17 protein-coding genes are annotated in these 16,780 nt (G+C 61.9%); 7 read left to right on the forward strand and 10 right to left on the reverse strand.

The features are described 5' to 3' along the window. Positions 1 to 241 precede the first annotated feature (241 nt). Positions 242 to 1,747 carry a MocR-like pyridoxine biosynthesis transcription factor PdxR gene (gene pdxR / locus V1283_RS27255; RefSeq protein ID WP_334389656.1) on the forward strand — a complete coding sequence of 502 codons (1,506 nt, stop codon included), beginning with the start codon at positions 242 to 244 and terminating at the stop codon, positions 1,745 to 1,747. Between the two features lie 7 nt (positions 1,748 to 1,754). On the opposite strand, the gene V1283_RS27260 is transcribed toward pdxR, so the two are convergent. After that, positions 1,755 to 2,714: an MOSC domain-containing protein gene (locus V1283_RS27260; RefSeq protein WP_334389657.1), complete on the reverse strand. Its 960-nt coding sequence runs from the start codon at positions 2,712 to 2,714 to the stop codon at positions 1,755 to 1,757. 20 nt (positions 2,715 to 2,734) lie between these two features. Continuing rightward, positions 2,735 to 3,778 (reverse strand): Bug family tripartite tricarboxylate transporter substrate binding protein, encoded by a 1,044-nt coding sequence (locus tag V1283_RS27265; protein WP_334393190.1) that lies wholly within the window; start codon positions 3,776 to 3,778, stop codon positions 2,735 to 2,737. A 286-nt stretch (positions 3,779 to 4,064) separates the two neighbouring features. Between V1283_RS27265 and V1283_RS27270 the strand changes: the two genes are divergently transcribed. From V1283_RS27270 to V1283_RS27280, 3 genes are read left to right on the forward strand one after another with little or no spacing between them, the layout of a single operon-like run. Further along, positions 4,065 to 5,114 (forward strand): aromatic ring-hydroxylating dioxygenase subunit alpha, encoded by a 1,050-nt coding sequence (locus V1283_RS27270; RefSeq protein WP_334389659.1) that lies wholly within the window; start codon positions 4,065 to 4,067, stop codon positions 5,112 to 5,114. A gap of 4 nt (positions 5,115 to 5,118) precedes the next feature. Then, positions 5,119 to 5,871, forward strand: coding sequence for a GntR family transcriptional regulator (locus V1283_RS27275; protein ID WP_334389660.1), 753 nt, complete (start codon positions 5,119 to 5,121; stop codon positions 5,869 to 5,871). Between the two features lie 10 nt (positions 5,872 to 5,881). Further along, positions 5,882 to 6,862: a PDR/VanB family oxidoreductase gene (locus V1283_RS27280; protein ID WP_334389661.1), complete on the forward strand. Its 981-nt coding sequence runs from the start codon at positions 5,882 to 5,884 to the stop codon at positions 6,860 to 6,862. Between the two features lie 21 nt (positions 6,863 to 6,883). Here the strand turns inward: V1283_RS27280 and V1283_RS27285 are convergent, their stop codons facing one another. From V1283_RS27285 to V1283_RS27305, 5 genes are all read right to left on the reverse strand, one after another. After that, positions 6,884 to 7,294, reverse strand: a complete 411-nt coding sequence (locus V1283_RS27285; RefSeq protein ID WP_334389662.1) for a hypothetical protein — start codon at positions 7,292 to 7,294, stop codon at positions 6,884 to 6,886. A 16-nt stretch (positions 7,295 to 7,310) separates the two neighbouring features. Then, positions 7,311 to 8,954, reverse strand: coding sequence for a GMC family oxidoreductase (locus tag V1283_RS27290; RefSeq protein WP_334389663.1), 1,644 nt, complete (start codon positions 8,952 to 8,954; stop codon positions 7,311 to 7,313). Positions 8,955 to 8,978: 24 nt separating this feature from the next. Next, positions 8,979 to 9,572 (reverse strand): GNAT family N-acetyltransferase, encoded by a 594-nt coding sequence (locus V1283_RS27295; RefSeq protein WP_334389664.1) that lies wholly within the window; start codon positions 9,570 to 9,572, stop codon positions 8,979 to 8,981. Positions 9,573 to 9,726: 154 nt separating this feature from the next. Further along, positions 9,727 to 10,653, reverse strand: coding sequence for an SMP-30/gluconolactonase/LRE family protein (locus V1283_RS27300; protein WP_334389665.1), 927 nt, complete (start codon positions 10,651 to 10,653; stop codon positions 9,727 to 9,729). A 147-nt stretch (positions 10,654 to 10,800) separates the two neighbouring features. Further along, entirely contained in the window at positions 10,801 to 11,637 is an 837-nt protein-coding gene (locus tag V1283_RS27305; protein WP_334389666.1) for an AraC family transcriptional regulator, read from the reverse strand. Positions 11,638 to 11,756: 119 nt separating this feature from the next. On the opposite strand from V1283_RS27305, the gene V1283_RS27310 reads away from it, so the two are divergent. Then, complete coding sequence (locus V1283_RS27310; protein ID WP_334389667.1) at positions 11,757 to 12,863, forward strand: mandelate racemase/muconate lactonizing enzyme family protein; 1,107 nt, start codon at positions 11,757 to 11,759, stop codon at positions 12,861 to 12,863. A 10-nt stretch (positions 12,864 to 12,873) separates the two neighbouring features. Here the strand turns inward: V1283_RS27310 and V1283_RS27315 are convergent, their stop codons facing one another. After that, positions 12,874 to 13,278 (reverse strand): hypothetical protein, encoded by a 405-nt coding sequence (locus V1283_RS27315; RefSeq protein ID WP_334389668.1) that lies wholly within the window; start codon positions 13,276 to 13,278, stop codon positions 12,874 to 12,876. Positions 13,279 to 13,463: 185 nt separating this feature from the next. On the opposite strand from V1283_RS27315, the gene V1283_RS27320 reads away from it, so the two are divergent. After that, positions 13,464 to 13,679: a hypothetical protein gene (locus V1283_RS27320; RefSeq protein ID WP_334389669.1), complete on the forward strand. Its 216-nt coding sequence runs from the start codon at positions 13,464 to 13,466 to the stop codon at positions 13,677 to 13,679. Positions 13,680 to 13,924: 245 nt separating this feature from the next. Here V1283_RS27320 and V1283_RS27325 read toward each other — a convergent pair whose 3' ends face one another. Together V1283_RS27325 and V1283_RS27330 are read right to left on the reverse strand one after the other, a co-directional pair. Next, positions 13,925 to 14,359: a cupin domain-containing protein gene (locus V1283_RS27325; protein WP_334389670.1), complete on the reverse strand. Its 435-nt coding sequence runs from the start codon at positions 14,357 to 14,359 to the stop codon at positions 13,925 to 13,927. 308 nt (positions 14,360 to 14,667) lie between these two features. Beyond that, entirely contained in the window at positions 14,668 to 15,321 is a 654-nt protein-coding gene (locus tag V1283_RS27330; RefSeq protein ID WP_334389671.1) for a glutathione S-transferase family protein, read from the reverse strand. A gap of 163 nt (positions 15,322 to 15,484) precedes the next feature. Between V1283_RS27330 and V1283_RS27335 the strand changes: the two genes are divergently transcribed. Further along, complete coding sequence (locus V1283_RS27335; RefSeq protein ID WP_334389672.1) at positions 15,485 to 16,708, forward strand: polyhydroxyalkanoate depolymerase; 1,224 nt, start codon at positions 15,485 to 15,487, stop codon at positions 16,706 to 16,708. The last annotated feature ends 72 nt before the right edge of the window (positions 16,709 to 16,780 follow it).

The raw sequence follows: 16,780 nt of genomic DNA on the forward strand, positions 1-16,780 counted from the left end.
TCGGCCGAAGTAAATTCGGCCGACTAACCAAACGATTTCGGGTCGCTCTCGGATCAAACTCGAATCGAAACAAACGAGTTGCTTCCGATGGGCCCTTAGCTAATGTTGCGGCGCAAACGCTATGATGAATATTCGGCAGCGAGCAGAGCCATTTTGAATTTAAGCTTGGTACCAATCGTTTTTTCTTACCGGCGAATTTGGCGGCGCAATCCGCGCACGCAATGGCGATAGGAACTGCTCGATGTCCAAAACGGCAGTCACCGGATCGTTGATCGACCTTCAGATCGATCCTAACTCCGCGCTCCCGAAGTATCAGCAGATTGCCGGCCATCTGCGCGGAGCTATCGAAGCCGGACGGATACCAGCCGGCATCAAATTGCCGTCGACCCGCATTTTCGCGGAGGAACTCGGTGTGTCACGCAATGTGATCTTGCAAGCCTTCGACAGATTGATCGATGAAGGACTTCTCTCAAGCCGCATTGGTGACGGCACTTACGTTCTAGCGCTGGTGCTTGGCAAGCCGGATTTGGTGGCGGTCGAATCAAAGACGTTGACAGCGAGCGAACACTATCCGTTCCGATCCCTATCACGCAGAGGAAAGAGCCTCGTTGCTTCGGCCACAGACGCTTTCCCGGAACGTCCCACGGCGTTCATGCCGGATCTACCCGACCTGCGCGAATTTCCGATCAAGACCTGGCTTCGTCTGCTCAACGAAACCTCGGGCCGCCTTCGCGGTGAAATTCTCGCCGATACATCCAACGCGGGATACGAGCCGCTGCGGCGATCAATCGCACACCACCTCAACATCTCACGAGGCATGACATGCACATCGGATCAGGTCATCATCACGACCGGCTCGCAGCAAAGTCTCGATCTGGTCAGTCGTATGTTGTTCGATCCCGGTGATCCGATTTGGCTGGAGGAGCCGGGCTATGTCGGGGCTCGTTCCATATTCAGCGCCAATGGCGCTTCGCTGTGCCCGATTGCGGTCGACGAGCAAGGCTTATGTATTGAAGAAGCGCTTGCCAGGCACCCCTCGCCTCGCCTGATCTTCACCTCCTCGTCGCGCCACTATCCCCTGGGTGCGACGCTTTCGCTGCGACGTCGCTCCGTCCTGATTGAACTTGCGAGCCGTTGCGGCGCGTGGATTGTCGAGGATGATTACGACCACGAATTTCGATATGTCGGCCACACTCCGACATCAATTCACGGCCTCGACGGCGGGCAGCGCACGATCCATCTCGGGACCTTCTCCAAGATTCTACTTCCGTCGTTCCGATTAGGCTATGTTGTCGTGCCACCGGATCTTGCCGAACCCTTTGCCAAGGCGCGCGCGGTCGTTGATCGGCACGCATCATTGATAGAGCAGATGGTTCTCTCGGAATTCATGCACCGTGGTCTGCTCGTCGCCCATATCAGGCGGATGCGCAATCTTTATCGGGCGCGTCAAGTCAGGCTGATTGGCGGTCTCAGGGATATTTTTGATAACGGTCTTCGTCTGTCGGCGACTGACACCGGCATGCATGTCATCATACCGCTCGACCAGTCGGCCGATGATCAGGCAATCGCCAAGAAAGCCATGGAACACGGCGTGGTTCTACGTCCGCTGTCGCCCTACTATGCCGGCCGTCAAAAACGCCAGGGACTTCTGCTCGGCTTTTCGGCCTACAACCTCGAAGAGATCGAACAGGGCCTCACACGCCTGTCCAGATTGAAAATGACAATAGATCCAATGCTCGCAATTTGATTTGTTTTTAAGAAACGCATTTCGCAAGCGTCATTGCCTCCAAAACTTCATCACCTACCTTTAACTCGCCATCGGAAAGTGCTTGACGATAGATACCTAGATCGACGTGACCAAAATGCTGACTTATCGCCTTTGGCAAATTGGCATCACGGATCGCGGTATCCGGATTAACGTTGACCGCGGCACATCTCGGCGTGCGTGCCAGGCCACGAACGTGGATCCGGCCAATCTGAAACTCTTTGTCAATCCAATCCAGTTCCTGCCAGGGCTCCAATCCCGAAACGTAAATATTGCCTCGGAATCGAAGCGGATTAAGTGTCATTCCGATTTTTTCTTCCAAAGCTCGCACTGAAGCCAGGTTGATGAGCGAGACCGCGCGCATCAAGGTCGGCGACAGAAAACTCGCATCTGTGAACTTGTGATCTTTCGTCCAACTAACCTTGGAGCTCCTTTGCAGGCCGCTCCAATGTAGCCACGGAAGAAATCCTCTATCCGGCGTTACCAGCCGCGTGAGCTCCGTCATCGCAGCGTTGAACTTGTAGACGATCTCGGGCGCGCGTCCCATCAGATCGAAACTGTTGGCAAGACCTTGCAACTCCGCCGCCGTCTTGCCGGTAATCACGGATTCAAGCATTCCGCTCCAGCTCTTTGAAAGCATCTCGGCTTCAAAGATTGCCCAGCTCTTGAATGATTGCTCCGCTTCGCCGTCGAGACCGGCACCCATCTCCGTCAATGCGTAAGAATCTTCGCCGGTCCTTTTGCATATGCCGATGGTGGAGAGCGCGGTAAGCAGACGCCCCAGCGAACGTTCATCCGCACCGGTCGCCTTTGCGAGTTCGCCAAGCGGGCGCGGTCCGTCGCGCAACAGCTCGGCAATGCCGAGCCTGGCCGCTACATAGATGACCGCCGTCACACGGTGCGACTGAATCAGATCGAAAAGCCTGAGAGCGGATACTTGAGTTGCCATCGCGCCTCCTAATCACCGCATTACTGCGGATTCCGGATATCGATTATCTTGGCCAGTTCGTTCATTGCCGATCGCTGCTTTTCGATCCCTGCCTTCAGTTCCTCAGTTGTGCCGCTCAGCACATTGTGCCCGCCTGCCTCAAGTTTGCGGCGCACATCGGCGTCCCCGCAGATCGCGGCAACGTCCGCAGCAATTCGGCTTCTCAGCGCTTCGGATAAGGTCTTGCCGCCAAAAATTCCTGCCAGCCCCTCGATTTCAAGCTCGGGATATCCGAGTTCGCGAGCGGTCTTGACGTCGGGCAGCGTGGCGGCGCGGTCTGGATTGACGACCGCGAGAAAGCGTGCCTTTCCGGCCTGAACGGGCGAGGACGACGCCGTCAATGAGGTCAGAAGAGCCTGGATGCGGCCTTCGCCCAGATCAGCCTGGGGCTGCGAAGCGTCGCGATAGCTGACGAAGTTCATCTTGAGATCGTGTTGCTTCAGGAACGCCGAAAATACATAGCGCGGCAACGTCGGTCCTGAAGTCCAGGCATATTTCCCCGGGCCGGCTCGCAACGCCTCGATCAACTCCGGGATGCTGTTGACGGATAGCTGGTTACCGACGGTGAGCATCAACACGATTGCGGTGGTAGCAGAAATCGGCACCAGATCGCGGTTGACGTCGTATGGCAGCTTCTCGACCAGCATCGGCGCGACGGTGATCGAGCCGGCCACGGTATACAATAGCGTATGATCATCCTGGCTTGCGACGAACGAACCGACGCCGATCGTGCCCTCGCCTCCGGGCCGATCCTCCACGACGACCGGCTTGCCCCATTTCTTGCCAAGCGCGTCGGCGAAAATCCGGGCCGCGGCATCGTTGGCGCTGCCCGGCGGAAACGTCACGATCAGCTTGACCTGCCGCTCGGGCCAATCCGCACTCGCGGACATGGGCGCGACGAGAGCCATAACCAAGGCCGCAAGGCCCGCGAGCGCGCGCAGCCGCCGCGCGTTGCGCCAGCCGGACCTTCCGGGAGCCGAGCGATCAGCGGTCCAGGCTGAACCACGAGACATCGGCGAGAACATCGTCACGATTGCCTCCCATCGGTCAGGGGCTTGGATCGACGCTGCGGCTTTCGTCGACCCGTTACTCAGGCGAGCGGTCACTTGCTTCGATGGCGCGTGCAGGCCTGCCGCGTGCAGAAGCCTGCTGGGCTTGCGATCAGGGTGACGGCAAACCTGAGTTGACGGAATGAGATAGTCCACAAAGCTCCTGTATACTTGTAAGGTAGTATAATACTATTAATTTTGCTTTAGTTGCCATACCATCGACTATAATGTATACATCTTGCACTCATCAGGGAGTGCAGCCATGCCGTCATCGTTCCCGCTCAATGCCTGGTACGCCGCCGCCTGGGATGTCGATCTCAAGCACGCGCTGTTTCCGCGCACGATCTGCGGCAAGCATGTCGTGATGTACCGCCAGTCCAACGGACGGGTTTGCGCGCTGGAGGATGCCTGCTGGCATCGGCTGGTGCCGCTGTCGAAGGGACGGCTCGATGGCGACACCGTCGTCTGCGGCTATCACGGGCTGAAATACAACGCGCAGGGCCGCTGCACCTACATGCCCTCGCAGGACACCATCAACCCGTCCGCCTGCGTGCGCTCCTATCCCGTGGTCGAACGCCATCGCTTCATCTGGCTATGGATGGGTGATCCGGCGCTCGCGGACCCCGCGCTGGTGCCGGACATGCACTGGAACGACGATCCGGCCTGGGCCGGCGATGGCAAGACCATTCATGTGAAGTGCGACTACCGCCTCGTGGTCGACAATTTGATGGACCTGACCCACGAGACCTTCGTGCATGGCTCCAGCATCGGCAATGACCACGTCGCCGAAGCCCCGTTCGACGTCACCCATGGCGACAAGACCGTAACCGTGACGCGCTGGATGAAGGGCATCGACGCCCCGCCATTCTGGGCCGCGCAATTGCAGAAGTCCGGCCCCGTCGACCGCTGGCAGATCATCAACTTCCAGGCGCCCGGCACCGTCAATATCGACGTCGGCGTCGCCCCCGCCGGGACCGGCGCGCCGGAGGGCGACCGCTCGCGGGGCGTCAACGGTTTTGTGCTCAACACCATGACGCCGGAGACCGATACCACCTGTCACTATTTCTGGGCCTTCGTCCGCAATTACCGGACCACCGAGCAGAAGCTGACCACCGAGATCCGCGAAGGCGTTGCCGGCATCTTCCACGAAGATGAGATCATCCTCGAAGCGCAGCAGCGCGCGATGAACGAAAATCCCGACCGCACCTTCTACAACCTCAATATCGATGCCGGCGCGATGTGGGCGCGGCGCGTGATCGACCGCATGGTCGCGCGCGAGTCCGCGCCGCAGACCGTTCAAGCCGCGGAGTGAGACCATGAGCGAACGCGACGCCGAGCGCTCCGTCTCACAGACCGTGCGCGCGCAACTCGCGCTGCGCGACATGATCCTGTCGGGGCGGCTGCGCCCGGGCGAGCGCATCTCCGAGCTGCAGGCGGTCGACATCACGGGCGTGTCGCGGACGCCGGTGCGGTTGGCGCTGGTGCGGCTGGAGGATGAAGGCCTGCTGCAGGCGATCCCCTCCGGCGGTTTCATGGTGAAGGCGTTTACCGAACGCGACATCCTGGATTCGATCGAACTGCGCGGCACGCTGGAGGGCCTCGCTGCCCGCTTTGCGGCCGAGCGCGGCGTCAGCGCGCGGAGCCTCGAGCCATTGAAGGAATGCCTCGCCGACCTCGATCAACTGGTGCGGCAGGATCCGATTTCAGTCGAAGCGTTTTCCGCCTATGTGACCATGAATGCGCGGTTTCACGCGCTGCTCAATGAACTATCCGCGAGCGCGCCACTGATCCGCGAAATCGATCGCGTCTCCGCGCTGCCGTTCGCCTCCCCCAGCGCGTTTGTGATGGCGCAGTCGGCATTGCCGGAAGCGCACCAGATCCTGCTGCTCGCACAGGATCATCATCGCATCGTGGTCGACGCGATCGAGAACCGCGAGGGTGCCCGGGCCGAAGCCGTGTTGCGCGAGCATTCGCGCCTCGCCGCGCGCAATCTCCGGCTCGCGATCCGAAACCGCACGCATCTCGAACTGATGCCTGCGCTCGCTTTGCTCAAATCGTCAGCCGAATAGGAAAGCGCCCATGCGTTTTGCCGAGCAATGGAGCTGGTGCACCGTCGAAACTGTCCGCGACGTGACGCCCGCGATCCGCGAATTCAGATTGCGCCCCGAGAACGGCCGCGTGCCGCCCTACCCGGCCGGCAGCCACATCGGCGTTTCCGTGCTGATCGAGGGGCAGCCGGCGCGGCGCTCCTATTCGCTGGTGGAGAACAGCGATCCCAGCACCTATCGCATCGCGGTGCGGCTCGCAGCGGACAGCCGCGGCGGCTCGCGCGGCATGTGGAATTTGCGAGCCGGCGCGCGGATCGAGACCTCAAATCCGGCGTCCCTGCTCGAAATCGACTGGACCAGGAAGAACTATTGCCTGATCGCCGGCGGCATCGGCATCACGCCGGTCACTGGTATCGCAGCCGCCCTGCGCCGAAGGAATATCGACGCTCCCCTGCACTATGCCGTCAAATCACGCGCCGACGCCGCCTTCCTCGACGAACTCACCGCGCTGCTCGGTGATCTCTTGATCGTGCACGCCTCCGATGAAGGCGCCCGGCTCGATCTGGATACCACCTTCCGGGCCTTGCCGGATGACGCCATCGCCATCATGTGCGGACCGATGCGGATGCTGGAAGCGGCGCGTCGCGCCTGGAATAACGCGGGAAGAGCGCCGGCCGATCTGCGTTATGAGACCTTCGGCTCCAGCGGCCTGAAGCCGACAGCCGAATTCCGCGTGCGCCTGAAGGATACCGACACCGAACTCGTCGTGCCGCAGAACAGCTCGATGCTGGACGCACTGAACGGCGCCGGTTTTGAGGTGATCTCGGACTGCCAGCGCGGCGAATGCGGCATCTGCGCCGTCGACGTCGTTGCCGTCGAGGGCGAGATCGACCATCGCGACGTGTTCTTCAGCGACCAGCAGAAGCAGGACAACCGCAAGATCTGCCCCTGTGTGTCCCGCGCGATCGGCGTTGTGACCATCGACACGCTGTACCGGGCTGACGTGGCCTAGCGCCTGGAGGCGCCTGTCTCGCTAGAAGAATTCGCCGAGAAACGCCGCTGCTTCATCCGAGATGCCGACGATCTTGTTCGTTGCCTGACGATAGAACTTGAAATTGAGTTCGGTCGCGGGTTGGCCGTCATTCCAGTCGGTGAAATGCTTGAGTTCGCTCCGCCCGAGCGGCCGCTTCGCGCGCGCGGTGCGTCCGATGGTGACGCTCACGCGCGGCGTTTGCCTGATGATGCCGCGCTTCCTGGCGGTCGCTTCGGCCGAAATGACAACGCCGCACGCAATCAGGCCTTGACCGCCCTCGTTCTCGCTCGCGAACACGAAAACCGTATCGCCCTCGGCGATATGCTTGCCGCCATACATGGTCTTTTGCGCGGTGAACGCGAACGTCTTCGACCGCGGATCGGAAACCTCGGCCTTGATCGCGAACGCCATGCTCCTCGCGCCAATTCTAGGCCGGCACCGGGAACCTGACCGCCTCCAGCGCGGTCTTGCCGCGGATCATGTCGGAGGCCTTGTCGGCGATCATCAGCGTCGAGGCGTTGAGATTGGCCGAGATCATCCGCGGCATGATCGAGGCGTCGACCACGCGCAGGCCCTGCAGGCCGTGCACGCGCAACTGGTCGTCGACCACGGCCCATTTGGCGTCCGCCGGTCCCATGCGGCAGGTGCAGCCGGGATGGAACGTGGTGGTGCCGCGCTCGGTGGCGGCGGCCAAAAATTCGTCGTCGCTCTGCACCTTGGGCCCGGGGAAATCCTCATAAGCATAGTACGGCGCGAGCGGCGCGGACGCGAGCAGCCGGCGCGCCAGCTTCATGCCGGCGACGACGACGCGGCGGTCGATCTCCTCGACGAGGTAATTGGTCTGGATGATCGGCGGCGCGAACGGATCGGCGGAGCGGATGCGGACATAACCGCGGCTCTCGGGGCGCTGCTGCCATGAGGCAACCGTCATGCCGGGCTCATCCTCAAGCTGGCCCTGCACGCCTTCCTTGTAGCTTGCGGGTGTAAACGTGAGCTGCAGGTCGGAGCTTTCGGTAGTCTCGCCGGAGTGCCAGAAGCAATAGACCATGGTCGGCGACAGCGACAGCAGGCCGCGCCGCGTCGTCGCCCATTTCAGCGCCTCGACCCAGAGGCTCACGCCGCGCCTGAGTTCATTGATGGTCCTGATGTTCTTGACGCGCGCGACCGAACGCGGCGCGTAATGGTCCTGCAGGCCTTCGCCGACGCCCGGCAGCGCGTGACGGACCTCGATGCCGTGCGATTGCAACAATTCCGGCGAGCCGACGCCGGACAATTGCAGCACCTGCGGAGAGTTGTAAGTGCCGCCGGAAAGAATCACTTCCTTGCTGGCGCGCACCTCGACCGGCGCACCGCCCTTGCCGCCTTTGAGATAGCGCACGCCGACCGCGCGCTTGCCTTCGAAAATGAGATTGGTGACATGCGCGTACGTCCGCACATCGACATTGCCGCGCTTGCGTGCCGGATGCAGGAACGCCTTCGCGGCACTCATGCGCAGGCCATTTTCGATGGTGCGCTGGCAGTAGGACACGCCCTCCTGGATCGCGCCGTTGTAGTCGGGGTTGCGCGGAATGCCGAGGCTCATGGCGCCTTCCATGAAGGCTTCGCAGAGCGGATCGTTCCAGTCCATGGTGGTGACGGTGAGGTTGCCGTTGCGTCCGCGAAAGGTCTCATCGCCCTCGCCGACCCGTCGCTCCAGACGCTTGAAGTACGGCAAGATATCCGGATAGCCCCAGCCGCGGTTGCCGAGCTGCGCCCAGGTGTCGAAATCCTGGCGCTGGCCGCGGTTGTAGATGTGGCCGTTGATCGACGACGATCCGCCCAGCGTCTTGCCGCGCGGCGCGTAAATGCTGCGACCGCCGGTCCACGGGCCGGGCTCTTGGCTGTAGCCCCAGTTGACGCTCTTCATGTGGAACGTCTTGATGAAGCCGGCCGGCAGATGAATGTACGGGTGCCAATCAGTTGGTCCCGCTTCCAGTACACAGATGCGGCTCGCAGCATCTTCACTGAGCCGGTTGGCGAGCACGCTGCCTGCGGAGCCCGCGCCGATAATCACATAATCGAACGTTTCCATCGTCTCGCTTCTGGCGCGGCTTAGTTACCGCGGCTTGTCGTTGAGTTGATAGGTGAGATGTGCCTTCACCGTCGGCCATTCGCTGGCGATGATGCTGTAAACCACGGTGTCGCGCAACGTGCCGTTCGGCGCGATCTGGTGGCTTCTCAGGATGCCATCCTGTTTGGCGCCCAGACGCTCGATGCCGCGCCGGCTCTGGTGATTGAAGAAGTGCGTGCGGAACTCTACCGCAATGCAGTTGAGCTGCTCGAAGGCATGCGTCAGCAACAGCAATTTGCACTGCGTATTGAGCGCGCTGCGCTGCACGCGCTTGGCATACCAGGTGGAGCCGATTTCGACGCGGCGGTTGGCGGCATCGACGTTCATATAGGTCGACATGCCGGCGATCTTGCCCTCGGCATCAAACACCGTGAATGGCAGCATCGAGCCGGCCGCGAACAGGCCGAGCCGGCGGTCGATTTCCTTTTTCATGTTTTCGGCGGTCGGGATGAAGGTGTACCAGAGCTTCCACAGCTCGCCGTCGCTCACGGCTTCCACGAGTCCGTCGATGTGATCGTGCGACAACGGCTCCAGCCGCGCGTACTCGCCGCGAAGGGTAACCGGTTCAAGAAAGGCCATTCAAAACTCCGTTCTCTCACCGTCATTGCGAGGAGCGACAGCGATCCATCATCGTCATTCCGGGGCGACGCGAGGCATCGAACCCGGAATCTCGAGATCCCGGGTTCGATGCTTCGCATCGCCCCGGGATGACGATTGCGTTTTGGCGCAATCGTCACTTGTTCAAAAAATTCAGCGCCAGTCCAGGGCGCGCCCAATCCATCGCGATCAGCTCGCCCTTGCCTGACAGCGTGATGTAGGCGGTCTTCAGTTCAGGCCCGCCAAAGGCGATGTTGGTGGTGACGCGGTCACCGGTCGGAACCTGCTCGACGAGCTTGCCGTCGGGCGCGATCACCGAGATGCATCCCGAGACCAGCGTCGCTACGCAGACATTGCCGTTGGCTTCCACTGCCATCGAATCGAACATCTGGTAGCCGCCGAGCCCCGCGATCGGCTTGCCGCGCTCGCCGCGATAAATCACGTCGCGCGGCTTGATGGTGCCGGGCTCGGCAATTTCGTAGGCCCACAGCCGCGCGGTCGGCGTCTCCGCGATGTAGACCGTCTTCTCGTCCGGCGACAGGCCGATGCCGTTGGCGGGCAGCACGCCGTGCACGGCCTCGACGATCTCCTTCATGCCCGGCTTGAGATAGTAGAACGCGCCGACATCCATGTCGCGGGCGCGGCGCTTGCCGAGGTCGGAGAACCAGAGGCCGCCGTGCTTGTCGAACACCAGGTCGTTGGGGCCCCGCAGCGCATGCTCGCCGCATCTGTCGACGACGGTCTCGACCTTGCCGCTCTGCATATCGACGCGCTGGATCGAGCCACCCTGATAGTCATCGGGCTGCGGCCCCGGCATGATCATCTTGCCGGTCGGAATCCAGCTGAAGCCGCCATTGTTGCAGATATACATTTTGCCGTCGGGGCCGAGCGCGGCACCGTTCGGGCCGCCCGGAATCTGCGCGACGACCTCTTTCCGCCCGTCGGGATAAACCCGCGTCAGCCGCTTGCCGCGGATTTCGACCAGCACGACCGAGCCGTCGGGCATGACGACAGGGCCTTCCGGAAATTCCAGATCGGTGGCGAGAACGCGGATATCGGCCATGAATCCTCCCGGCATTTCTTGGGCGCAGGCGAATTCCAGGCTCGACCGCACGCGCAACATTTCGTTGCGTCATGTTATGGCAAAGCAGATCACGCTTGCCAAGCAACCGCGGGCAATCCCGCGGCGCAGGGCAGCATTGCGGTGATGCTATTCCCTCACCGGCACCCAGATCTCCAGCCCGCCATTGCCGGTAGCCGGATCGAAATTCTCGTCGTAGCGCTCAAAACTCGGGGCGTCGGCCGCTTTCATGCCGGATGCCGGCAGCCAGTGATTCCAGATCGTGTTGACGGTGCGGCGGATGGTCGAGATATGCTCGGCGTGGGTGAAGACAGCATATTTCTGTTCGGGAATCCGCACGCGCGCGAACTCGCGCGGCAGGTCGGAGAAGTCGGCGACCTCGACGCCGGCGACGTAGTCGAAATTGCCGGCGTCGTCGCCGTTGCAGCAGACGCCATAGGCGACCTTGCCGATCCGCGCCGGGATGTGGTCGACGCTCTGGTGAAACTGGTGCCACAGGTTCGGAATGCCGGCGCCGCAGTTTTCATGGGTGCAGCGTTCGGCGATGCCGGAGACCAGAAACGGCTTGCCGGTTTCGAAACGCGGAGGCTTGAGATTGTCGAGCAGGGTTGAGTCCATGACGATGGGCTCCTGAAGCTTGAGACGATCGAGGCACGTTGCGGCGCGAACCATCTCCGGCGTGACGCCGAAATGGTCGCGGAACGCGCGGGTGAAAGCTTCGTGAGAGCCGTAGTCCGCATCCAGCGCGAGGCTGAGAATATCGGGGGCGCCTGCCGCGAGCGCCTGCGCGGCCTTGCTGAGCCTTCGGGCACGCACATAGCGCATCACCGAAATGCCGGTGGCGGTGGCGAACGCCCGCACCAGATGGAAGCGCGAGACGCCGGCAACGCCGGCGACGTCATCGAGCGTCAATGGTTCGGCGAGATGACTTTCGATATACCAGAGCGCTTTCTGGGCCGGATTCATGACTGACAGCTTTCCTACGAAGCGATCCGATTATGATCGTTTGCTTCGCGTTTCATTTGACAATCCTTGCTCTCTGTTTCTGCCGCTGACAATGTACCGGAGCACGATTGGAGGGAACCATGCTGATCACCAATGTCCGGGCGCACCATGTCCGCATCCCCTATGACGCCGGGGTGGCGAGTTTCAAGCAGGGCGCATCTGCAATCTCCGCGCTGGAAATCGTCATGGTCGAGGTTTCCACCGATGTCGGCATCACCGGCTGGGGTGATGCTTTTGCGTATGTCTGCCCGCGAACAACATACACCGCCGTCGAGGAAATGATCGCGCCGCAAGCACGCGGCCTCGAGGTCCCCGACGCGGCTGATATTCCCGCCGTCATGGAACAGATCCAGCGCAACCTGCATCTGTTCGGCCGCTATGGCATCACCATGTTCGCGATATCGGCGCTCGATATCGCGCTGTGGGACCTGGCCGCCAAAGCGAAGGGCGTGCCGTTGCATCGCTTGATCGGCGCGGCGAAACGCACGCGGATTCCCGCCTATGCAAGCCTGCTGCGGATCGGCAAACCCGAATTGATCGCAAGCGAATGCGAGACCGCGCTGCGGCAGGGTTACAAGGCGATCAAGTTGCATGAGACCACAACACCTGCGGTATTTGCCGCGCGGCAAGCGATCGGCCCCGGCATTCCGCTGATGGTCGACCTGAACTGTCCGCTGAACGGCGAGGAGGCGATCGCTTTCGCGCATTCCTGCCGCGATGCCGCGCCGATGTTCATCGAAGAGCCGGTCTGGCCGCCGGAAGATTTTGCAACGCTCGCCGAAGTGCGAGCCAAAGGCGGGCTCAACGTTGCGGCCGGCGAAAACGCCTGCACGGTTCATCAGTTCAGGCAGATGATGAAGGCGGGCGCGGTAAGCCACGCGCAGCCCTCCGTCATCAAGGTCGGCGGCATCAGCGAATATCTCGGGGTTGTCGCATTGGCCGACGAACTTGGCGTCAGGCTCGCGCCGCATTCGCCCTATTTCGGGCCGGGCTTGCTGGCGACGCTGCAGTTGCTGTCGCTGCGCGACGACGCATCCTTCGTCGAGATGTTTTACATGAAGCGCGCCGCATGCCTCTGGCGCGGCCGCGTCGACGTCGATGCCAACGGCGATGTCGACGTCCCGCAGGGGCCCGGCCTTGGCTATGAACCGGACAAGGCCGTGATGGAGCAATACCGCGTGTCGTGACTGCGAGCCGCTACTTCGTGCCGTCCTTTGCCGGCGCGGCATCCTTTGCGGCGGGCGCAGCATCCTTCGCCGCGGGCGCAGCATCCTTCGCCGCAGGCGCTGCGGCCTTCTTCGCGTCTTCCGCTGCCTTGTTCTGCGACGCCTGCATGTCGCTCACGACCTTCTGAAGACCTGCGACCGCGCCCTTCAGCGCCTCGATCTGGCGGTTGGCGGCGTCGATCTTCTGCTGATGATCGGTCGTGAGCTTGTTGATCGTCTTCTGCAGGAAGTCGACATTGCTCTGCAGGCAGGAGGTGCGCCGCTCCATCGTCTTTTCAACGGTGCAGATTTCGATGCCGGGAACATCCTGCGCGCGAACGGTCGCCGGCAGTGACGCCATCAGCAGCGCGGCAGCGACGTAGATGATCCTGGCCATCAAAATCCTCGTTCCAAAAGCATTCAGCGGACGGGGAATGTCCATCACGGCAATTTGCACGCAGCAGACCCGCCAGCCCGATGATACCATACTGATACCTCATTCAGGCGTTGTGCTTCATTCCGTTAACGGTGGATGGATTTTGCCGCGCGCCTCAAACGGCCGTAGCATTGGAGATTGATTGTATGGCAACGCGTGAAAAGCGGCTGGCGCAGTTCGACGGGAACGGAGATCCGCCGCCCGACCAGCCAGTGGAAGTTCTTTGCGAGGATCACAGCGGAACCTATCAACTGCCCTTCGCCTGCCGCTGGATCGATGGCCAATGGCGCAATGACAGGACCGGCGGCATGGTCGAGGCCACGGTGGTCGGATGGCGGCTTCCGCGTTCCAGCGCGATGTGAGGATGCCGCAAGCGCAGCCGAACCCCTCGCATTGTGTCAGAATGCGACGGAACTGCGCGTGATCTTTACGTTCGGAACGGCGACGGAACGAATCGCGCCCGAATCACTTGTTTGGCGCCGTACTCCGTTGTTCACGGCTAGATGTCGTCCGCCATCCGAGGCGGCGCACCACATCCAGCACCACAACAATCGGCCGCAGCCAGCGGCCGACGACAAAGGTTAATTCCTCGGGGGACGACATATCGTCACTTCCAGGGGGTCGGCGGTGGCACCTTGTCGACGGCTGGCGGCACGTCGACGGTCTTGAAATCGGCCGGGCTGACGATCTCGAGGTACTCCATGTCCTCCGAGTAGTCGTACAGGTAATGCGTGATGCCGGGCCGCTGGTGGACGACGTCGCCGGCCTGCACCAGGGTCGATTTGTCCTCATACATGAACCGCGCCCAGCCCTTGGTCATGATCACGATCTGGAATTCGCATTCGTGCTTGTGCCAGCCGGTGCCTTCCTCGGGCGGCAGATCGGGGTTGGCCTTGACCAGATGGCAGATCACCTGCCCGCTGGTCGCATCGGCGATGCCGAGATCGCGATACAGGAAGAAGTCGCGCAGACCCCCGCCCTTGAATTCGGTATCGCCGGGTTTGACGTGAGAGAATTTGCTGACGACAGCCTGCTTGTTCATTGAAGCCTCCACGGTTCGCGTTGGCGAGATCGCGACCAGGCGAAGGCGTCCAAATTTTCGGCAGCGTCGCAGCGTCGCGTTCACGGCTGCATGTTGCTATGCGAAATCCGCGCCACGCGCGCTGCAGTGCGGCGATAGAGCCTGCAGCGGTGCACCGAACCGCTTGGCCGCAGGCAGGAATCCGGTTTCAGGACCCGGCGAAAAACGGCCAGCGGACCGGCTGCACGCCGCTCACGGCTGGCACGGGCTTGAGCAAGACCTGCCCGTTGCCTGAGCCCTTCGCCCGGGCAAGGCCGCGCCAGGCCTGCCTAATATTCGACCTCGAGCTCCTCGATGTCGGCTGGCTCGGCCTTGGCGGCCTCGATCCATTGCTGCATTTCGGGCATCGCCATGATGGTACTGGCGTAGGCCGCAAGCCGTGGTTCGAGCTTTACGTCATAGGTCATGAAGCGGGTGACGACGGGCGCGTACATCGCGTCCGCCATGGTGCGCTCGCCGAACAGGAACGGGCCGCCGGACTCCGCCAGGCATTCGCGCCAGATGGTGCTGACCCGGTCGATATCGGCCTGCGCGCGCGACCAGATCTTGAAGCCCGGGAAATGGCCCTTCAGGTTGACCGGCAGCGAGGCGCGCAGCGTGGTGAAGCCGGAATGGATTTCGCCGCAGATCGAGCGGCAATGCGCACGCTGGATACGGTCCGCCGGCAACAGGCCGGCGTCCGGCATGACCTCGTTGAGGTATTCCGCGATCGCCAGCGTATCCCAGATGGTGGCACCCTCGTGGCGCAGGCACGGCACCAGGATCGACGACGACAGCAGCAGGATTTCGGCCCGCGCCGACGCATCGTCGGGGGCGGTGACGACCTCCTCGAACTCAAGTCCTGAGAATTTCGCCAGCAGCCAGCCGCGCAGCGACCAGGACGAATAATTCTTGCTGGAGATGGTCAGTGTGGTCTTCGCCATATGGCCTTCCCTCGAACGCAAACGCCCGCCTGGCAGGCTGGGGAGCCGCCCAAAGCCTGTGCGCCAGGCCTTTTACCGAGCAAGCCACGTGCCAGTTTTGCAGGCGGTCCGCCCTGCTCTGGCTTCGATATTGCATGACACCAAGGGAGTAAGGCGGATGTGAATGATGCCAATGATGTACCAAGCCTATCAGAACCACATGGACCTGACGTCGCCATGGCGGACCGGGGCCGCGGCGGCCCTGAAATACCTCAATCTGGTGCCGCAGGGCGTCTCCGACAGGCTGTTTGGCCGGCTCGCCGCTTCGCTCGAACTGATCTCGCGCTCCTCCCTCACCTACCACCGGCCTGCCTACGGCATCGACCGGGTACTGGTCGGCAATCAGGAACTGGAGGTGACCGAGGAGGTCACCTTCGCCACCCCGTTCGGCTCACTGCTGCATTTCAAGAAGGAGAACGCGCCGGAGCAGCCCCGGCTGTTGCTGGTGGCGCCGATGTCCGGCCATTTCGCCACCCTGTTGCGCGGCACCGTGAAGACGCTGCTGCAGGACCACGACGTCTACATCACCGACTGGCATAACCCGCGCGACATCCCGCTCGGCCACGGCCGCTTCGGGCTGGAGGATTACACCGACCACCTCATCACCTTCCTCGACAAGATCGGACCGCGCGCGCACATGGTGGCGATCTGCCAGCCGTCAGTCTCGGCGCTGGCCGCCGCCGCCGTCATGTCGGAAGACAACCATCCCTCCCGCCCGGCGACCCTGACCCTGATGGCCGGGCCGATCGACACGCGGATCCAGCCGACCAAGGTCAACGAGTTCGCCAAGAGCAAGCCGATCAACTGGTTCACGGATAATCTGATCAACTACGTTCCGGTGCAGTGCAAGGGCGCGTTCCGCAAGGTCTATCCCGGCTTCGTTCAGCTCACCGCCTTCGTGTCGATGAATCTCGAGCGCCACATCAAGCAGCACATCGACCTCGCCAATCACCTGGCGAAGGGCGAGAAGGAGAAGGCCGAACTCATCAAGACCTTCTACGACGAATATTTCGCGGTGATGGATCTTCCGGCAGAGTTCTACATCGAGACCGTGCGCGACGTGTTTCAGGAGCATCTGCTGCCGCAAGGCAAGCTGATGCATCGCGGCCGGCCGGTGAACCCGGCCTCGATCAAGCGCATGGGCCTGATGACGGTGGAAGGCGAAAAGGACGACATCTGCTCGATCGGGCAGACGCTGGCGGCGCAGGACCTCTGCACCGGCGTGCGCGCCTATCGCAAGGTGCACCACATGCAGGCCGGCGTCGGCCATTACGGCGTGTTCTCCGGCAAGCGCTGGAACAACGAAATCTATCCGCTGCTGCGGGATTTCGTGCACATGAATGCGTGAGAGGGGTTCGCGCCACTCTCTTCCCGTCATTGCCTGCGACAAACGCGAAGCGTTTGCGCAAGGGAGCGAAAG

The sequence above is a fragment of the Bradyrhizobium sp. AZCC 2262 genome, assembly GCF_036924535.1.
In the GTDB taxonomy this organism is placed as follows: domain Bacteria; phylum Pseudomonadota; class Alphaproteobacteria; order Rhizobiales; family Xanthobacteraceae; genus Bradyrhizobium.

What these genes read in the sequence shown, in the direction of transcription:
- pdxR (WP_334389656.1), top strand. Translation starts at nt 242, where the DNA reads ATGTCCAAAACGGCAGTCACCGGATCGTTGATCGACCTTCAGATCGAT.
- V1283_RS27260 (WP_334389657.1), bottom strand. Translation starts at nt 2,714, where the DNA reads ATGGCAACTCAAGTATCCGCTCTCAGGCTTTTCGATCTGATTCAGTCG.
- V1283_RS27265 (WP_334393190.1), bottom strand. Translation starts at nt 3,778, where the DNA reads ATGTTCTCGCCGATGTCTCGTGGTTCAGCCTGGACCGCTGATCGCTCG.
- V1283_RS27270 (WP_334389659.1), top strand. Translation starts at nt 4,065, where the DNA reads ATGCCGTCATCGTTCCCGCTCAATGCCTGGTACGCCGCCGCCTGGGAT.
- V1283_RS27275 (WP_334389660.1), top strand. Translation starts at nt 5,119, where the DNA reads ATGAGCGAACGCGACGCCGAGCGCTCCGTCTCACAGACCGTGCGCGCG.
- V1283_RS27280 (WP_334389661.1), top strand. Translation starts at nt 5,882, where the DNA reads ATGCGTTTTGCCGAGCAATGGAGCTGGTGCACCGTCGAAACTGTCCGC.
- V1283_RS27285 (WP_334389662.1), bottom strand. Translation starts at nt 7,294, where the DNA reads ATGGCGTTCGCGATCAAGGCCGAGGTTTCCGATCCGCGGTCGAAGACG.
- V1283_RS27290 (WP_334389663.1), bottom strand. Translation starts at nt 8,954, where the DNA reads ATGGAAACGTTCGATTATGTGATTATCGGCGCGGGCTCCGCAGGCAGC.
- V1283_RS27295 (WP_334389664.1), bottom strand. Translation starts at nt 9,572, where the DNA reads ATGGCCTTTCTTGAACCGGTTACCCTTCGCGGCGAGTACGCGCGGCTG.
- V1283_RS27300 (WP_334389665.1), bottom strand. Translation starts at nt 10,653, where the DNA reads ATGGCCGATATCCGCGTTCTCGCCACCGATCTGGAATTTCCGGAAGGC.
- V1283_RS27305 (WP_334389666.1), bottom strand. Translation starts at nt 11,637, where the DNA reads ATGAATCCGGCCCAGAAAGCGCTCTGGTATATCGAAAGTCATCTCGCC.
- V1283_RS27310 (WP_334389667.1), top strand. Translation starts at nt 11,757, where the DNA reads ATGCTGATCACCAATGTCCGGGCGCACCATGTCCGCATCCCCTATGAC.
- V1283_RS27315 (WP_334389668.1), bottom strand. Translation starts at nt 13,278, where the DNA reads ATGGCCAGGATCATCTACGTCGCTGCCGCGCTGCTGATGGCGTCACTG.
- V1283_RS27320 (WP_334389669.1), top strand. Translation starts at nt 13,464, where the DNA reads ATGGCAACGCGTGAAAAGCGGCTGGCGCAGTTCGACGGGAACGGAGAT.
- V1283_RS27325 (WP_334389670.1), bottom strand. Translation starts at nt 14,359, where the DNA reads ATGAACAAGCAGGCTGTCGTCAGCAAATTCTCTCACGTCAAACCCGGC.
- V1283_RS27330 (WP_334389671.1), bottom strand. Translation starts at nt 15,321, where the DNA reads ATGGCGAAGACCACACTGACCATCTCCAGCAAGAATTATTCGTCCTGG.
- V1283_RS27335 (WP_334389672.1), top strand. Translation starts at nt 15,485, where the DNA reads ATGATGCCAATGATGTACCAAGCCTATCAGAACCACATGGACCTGACG.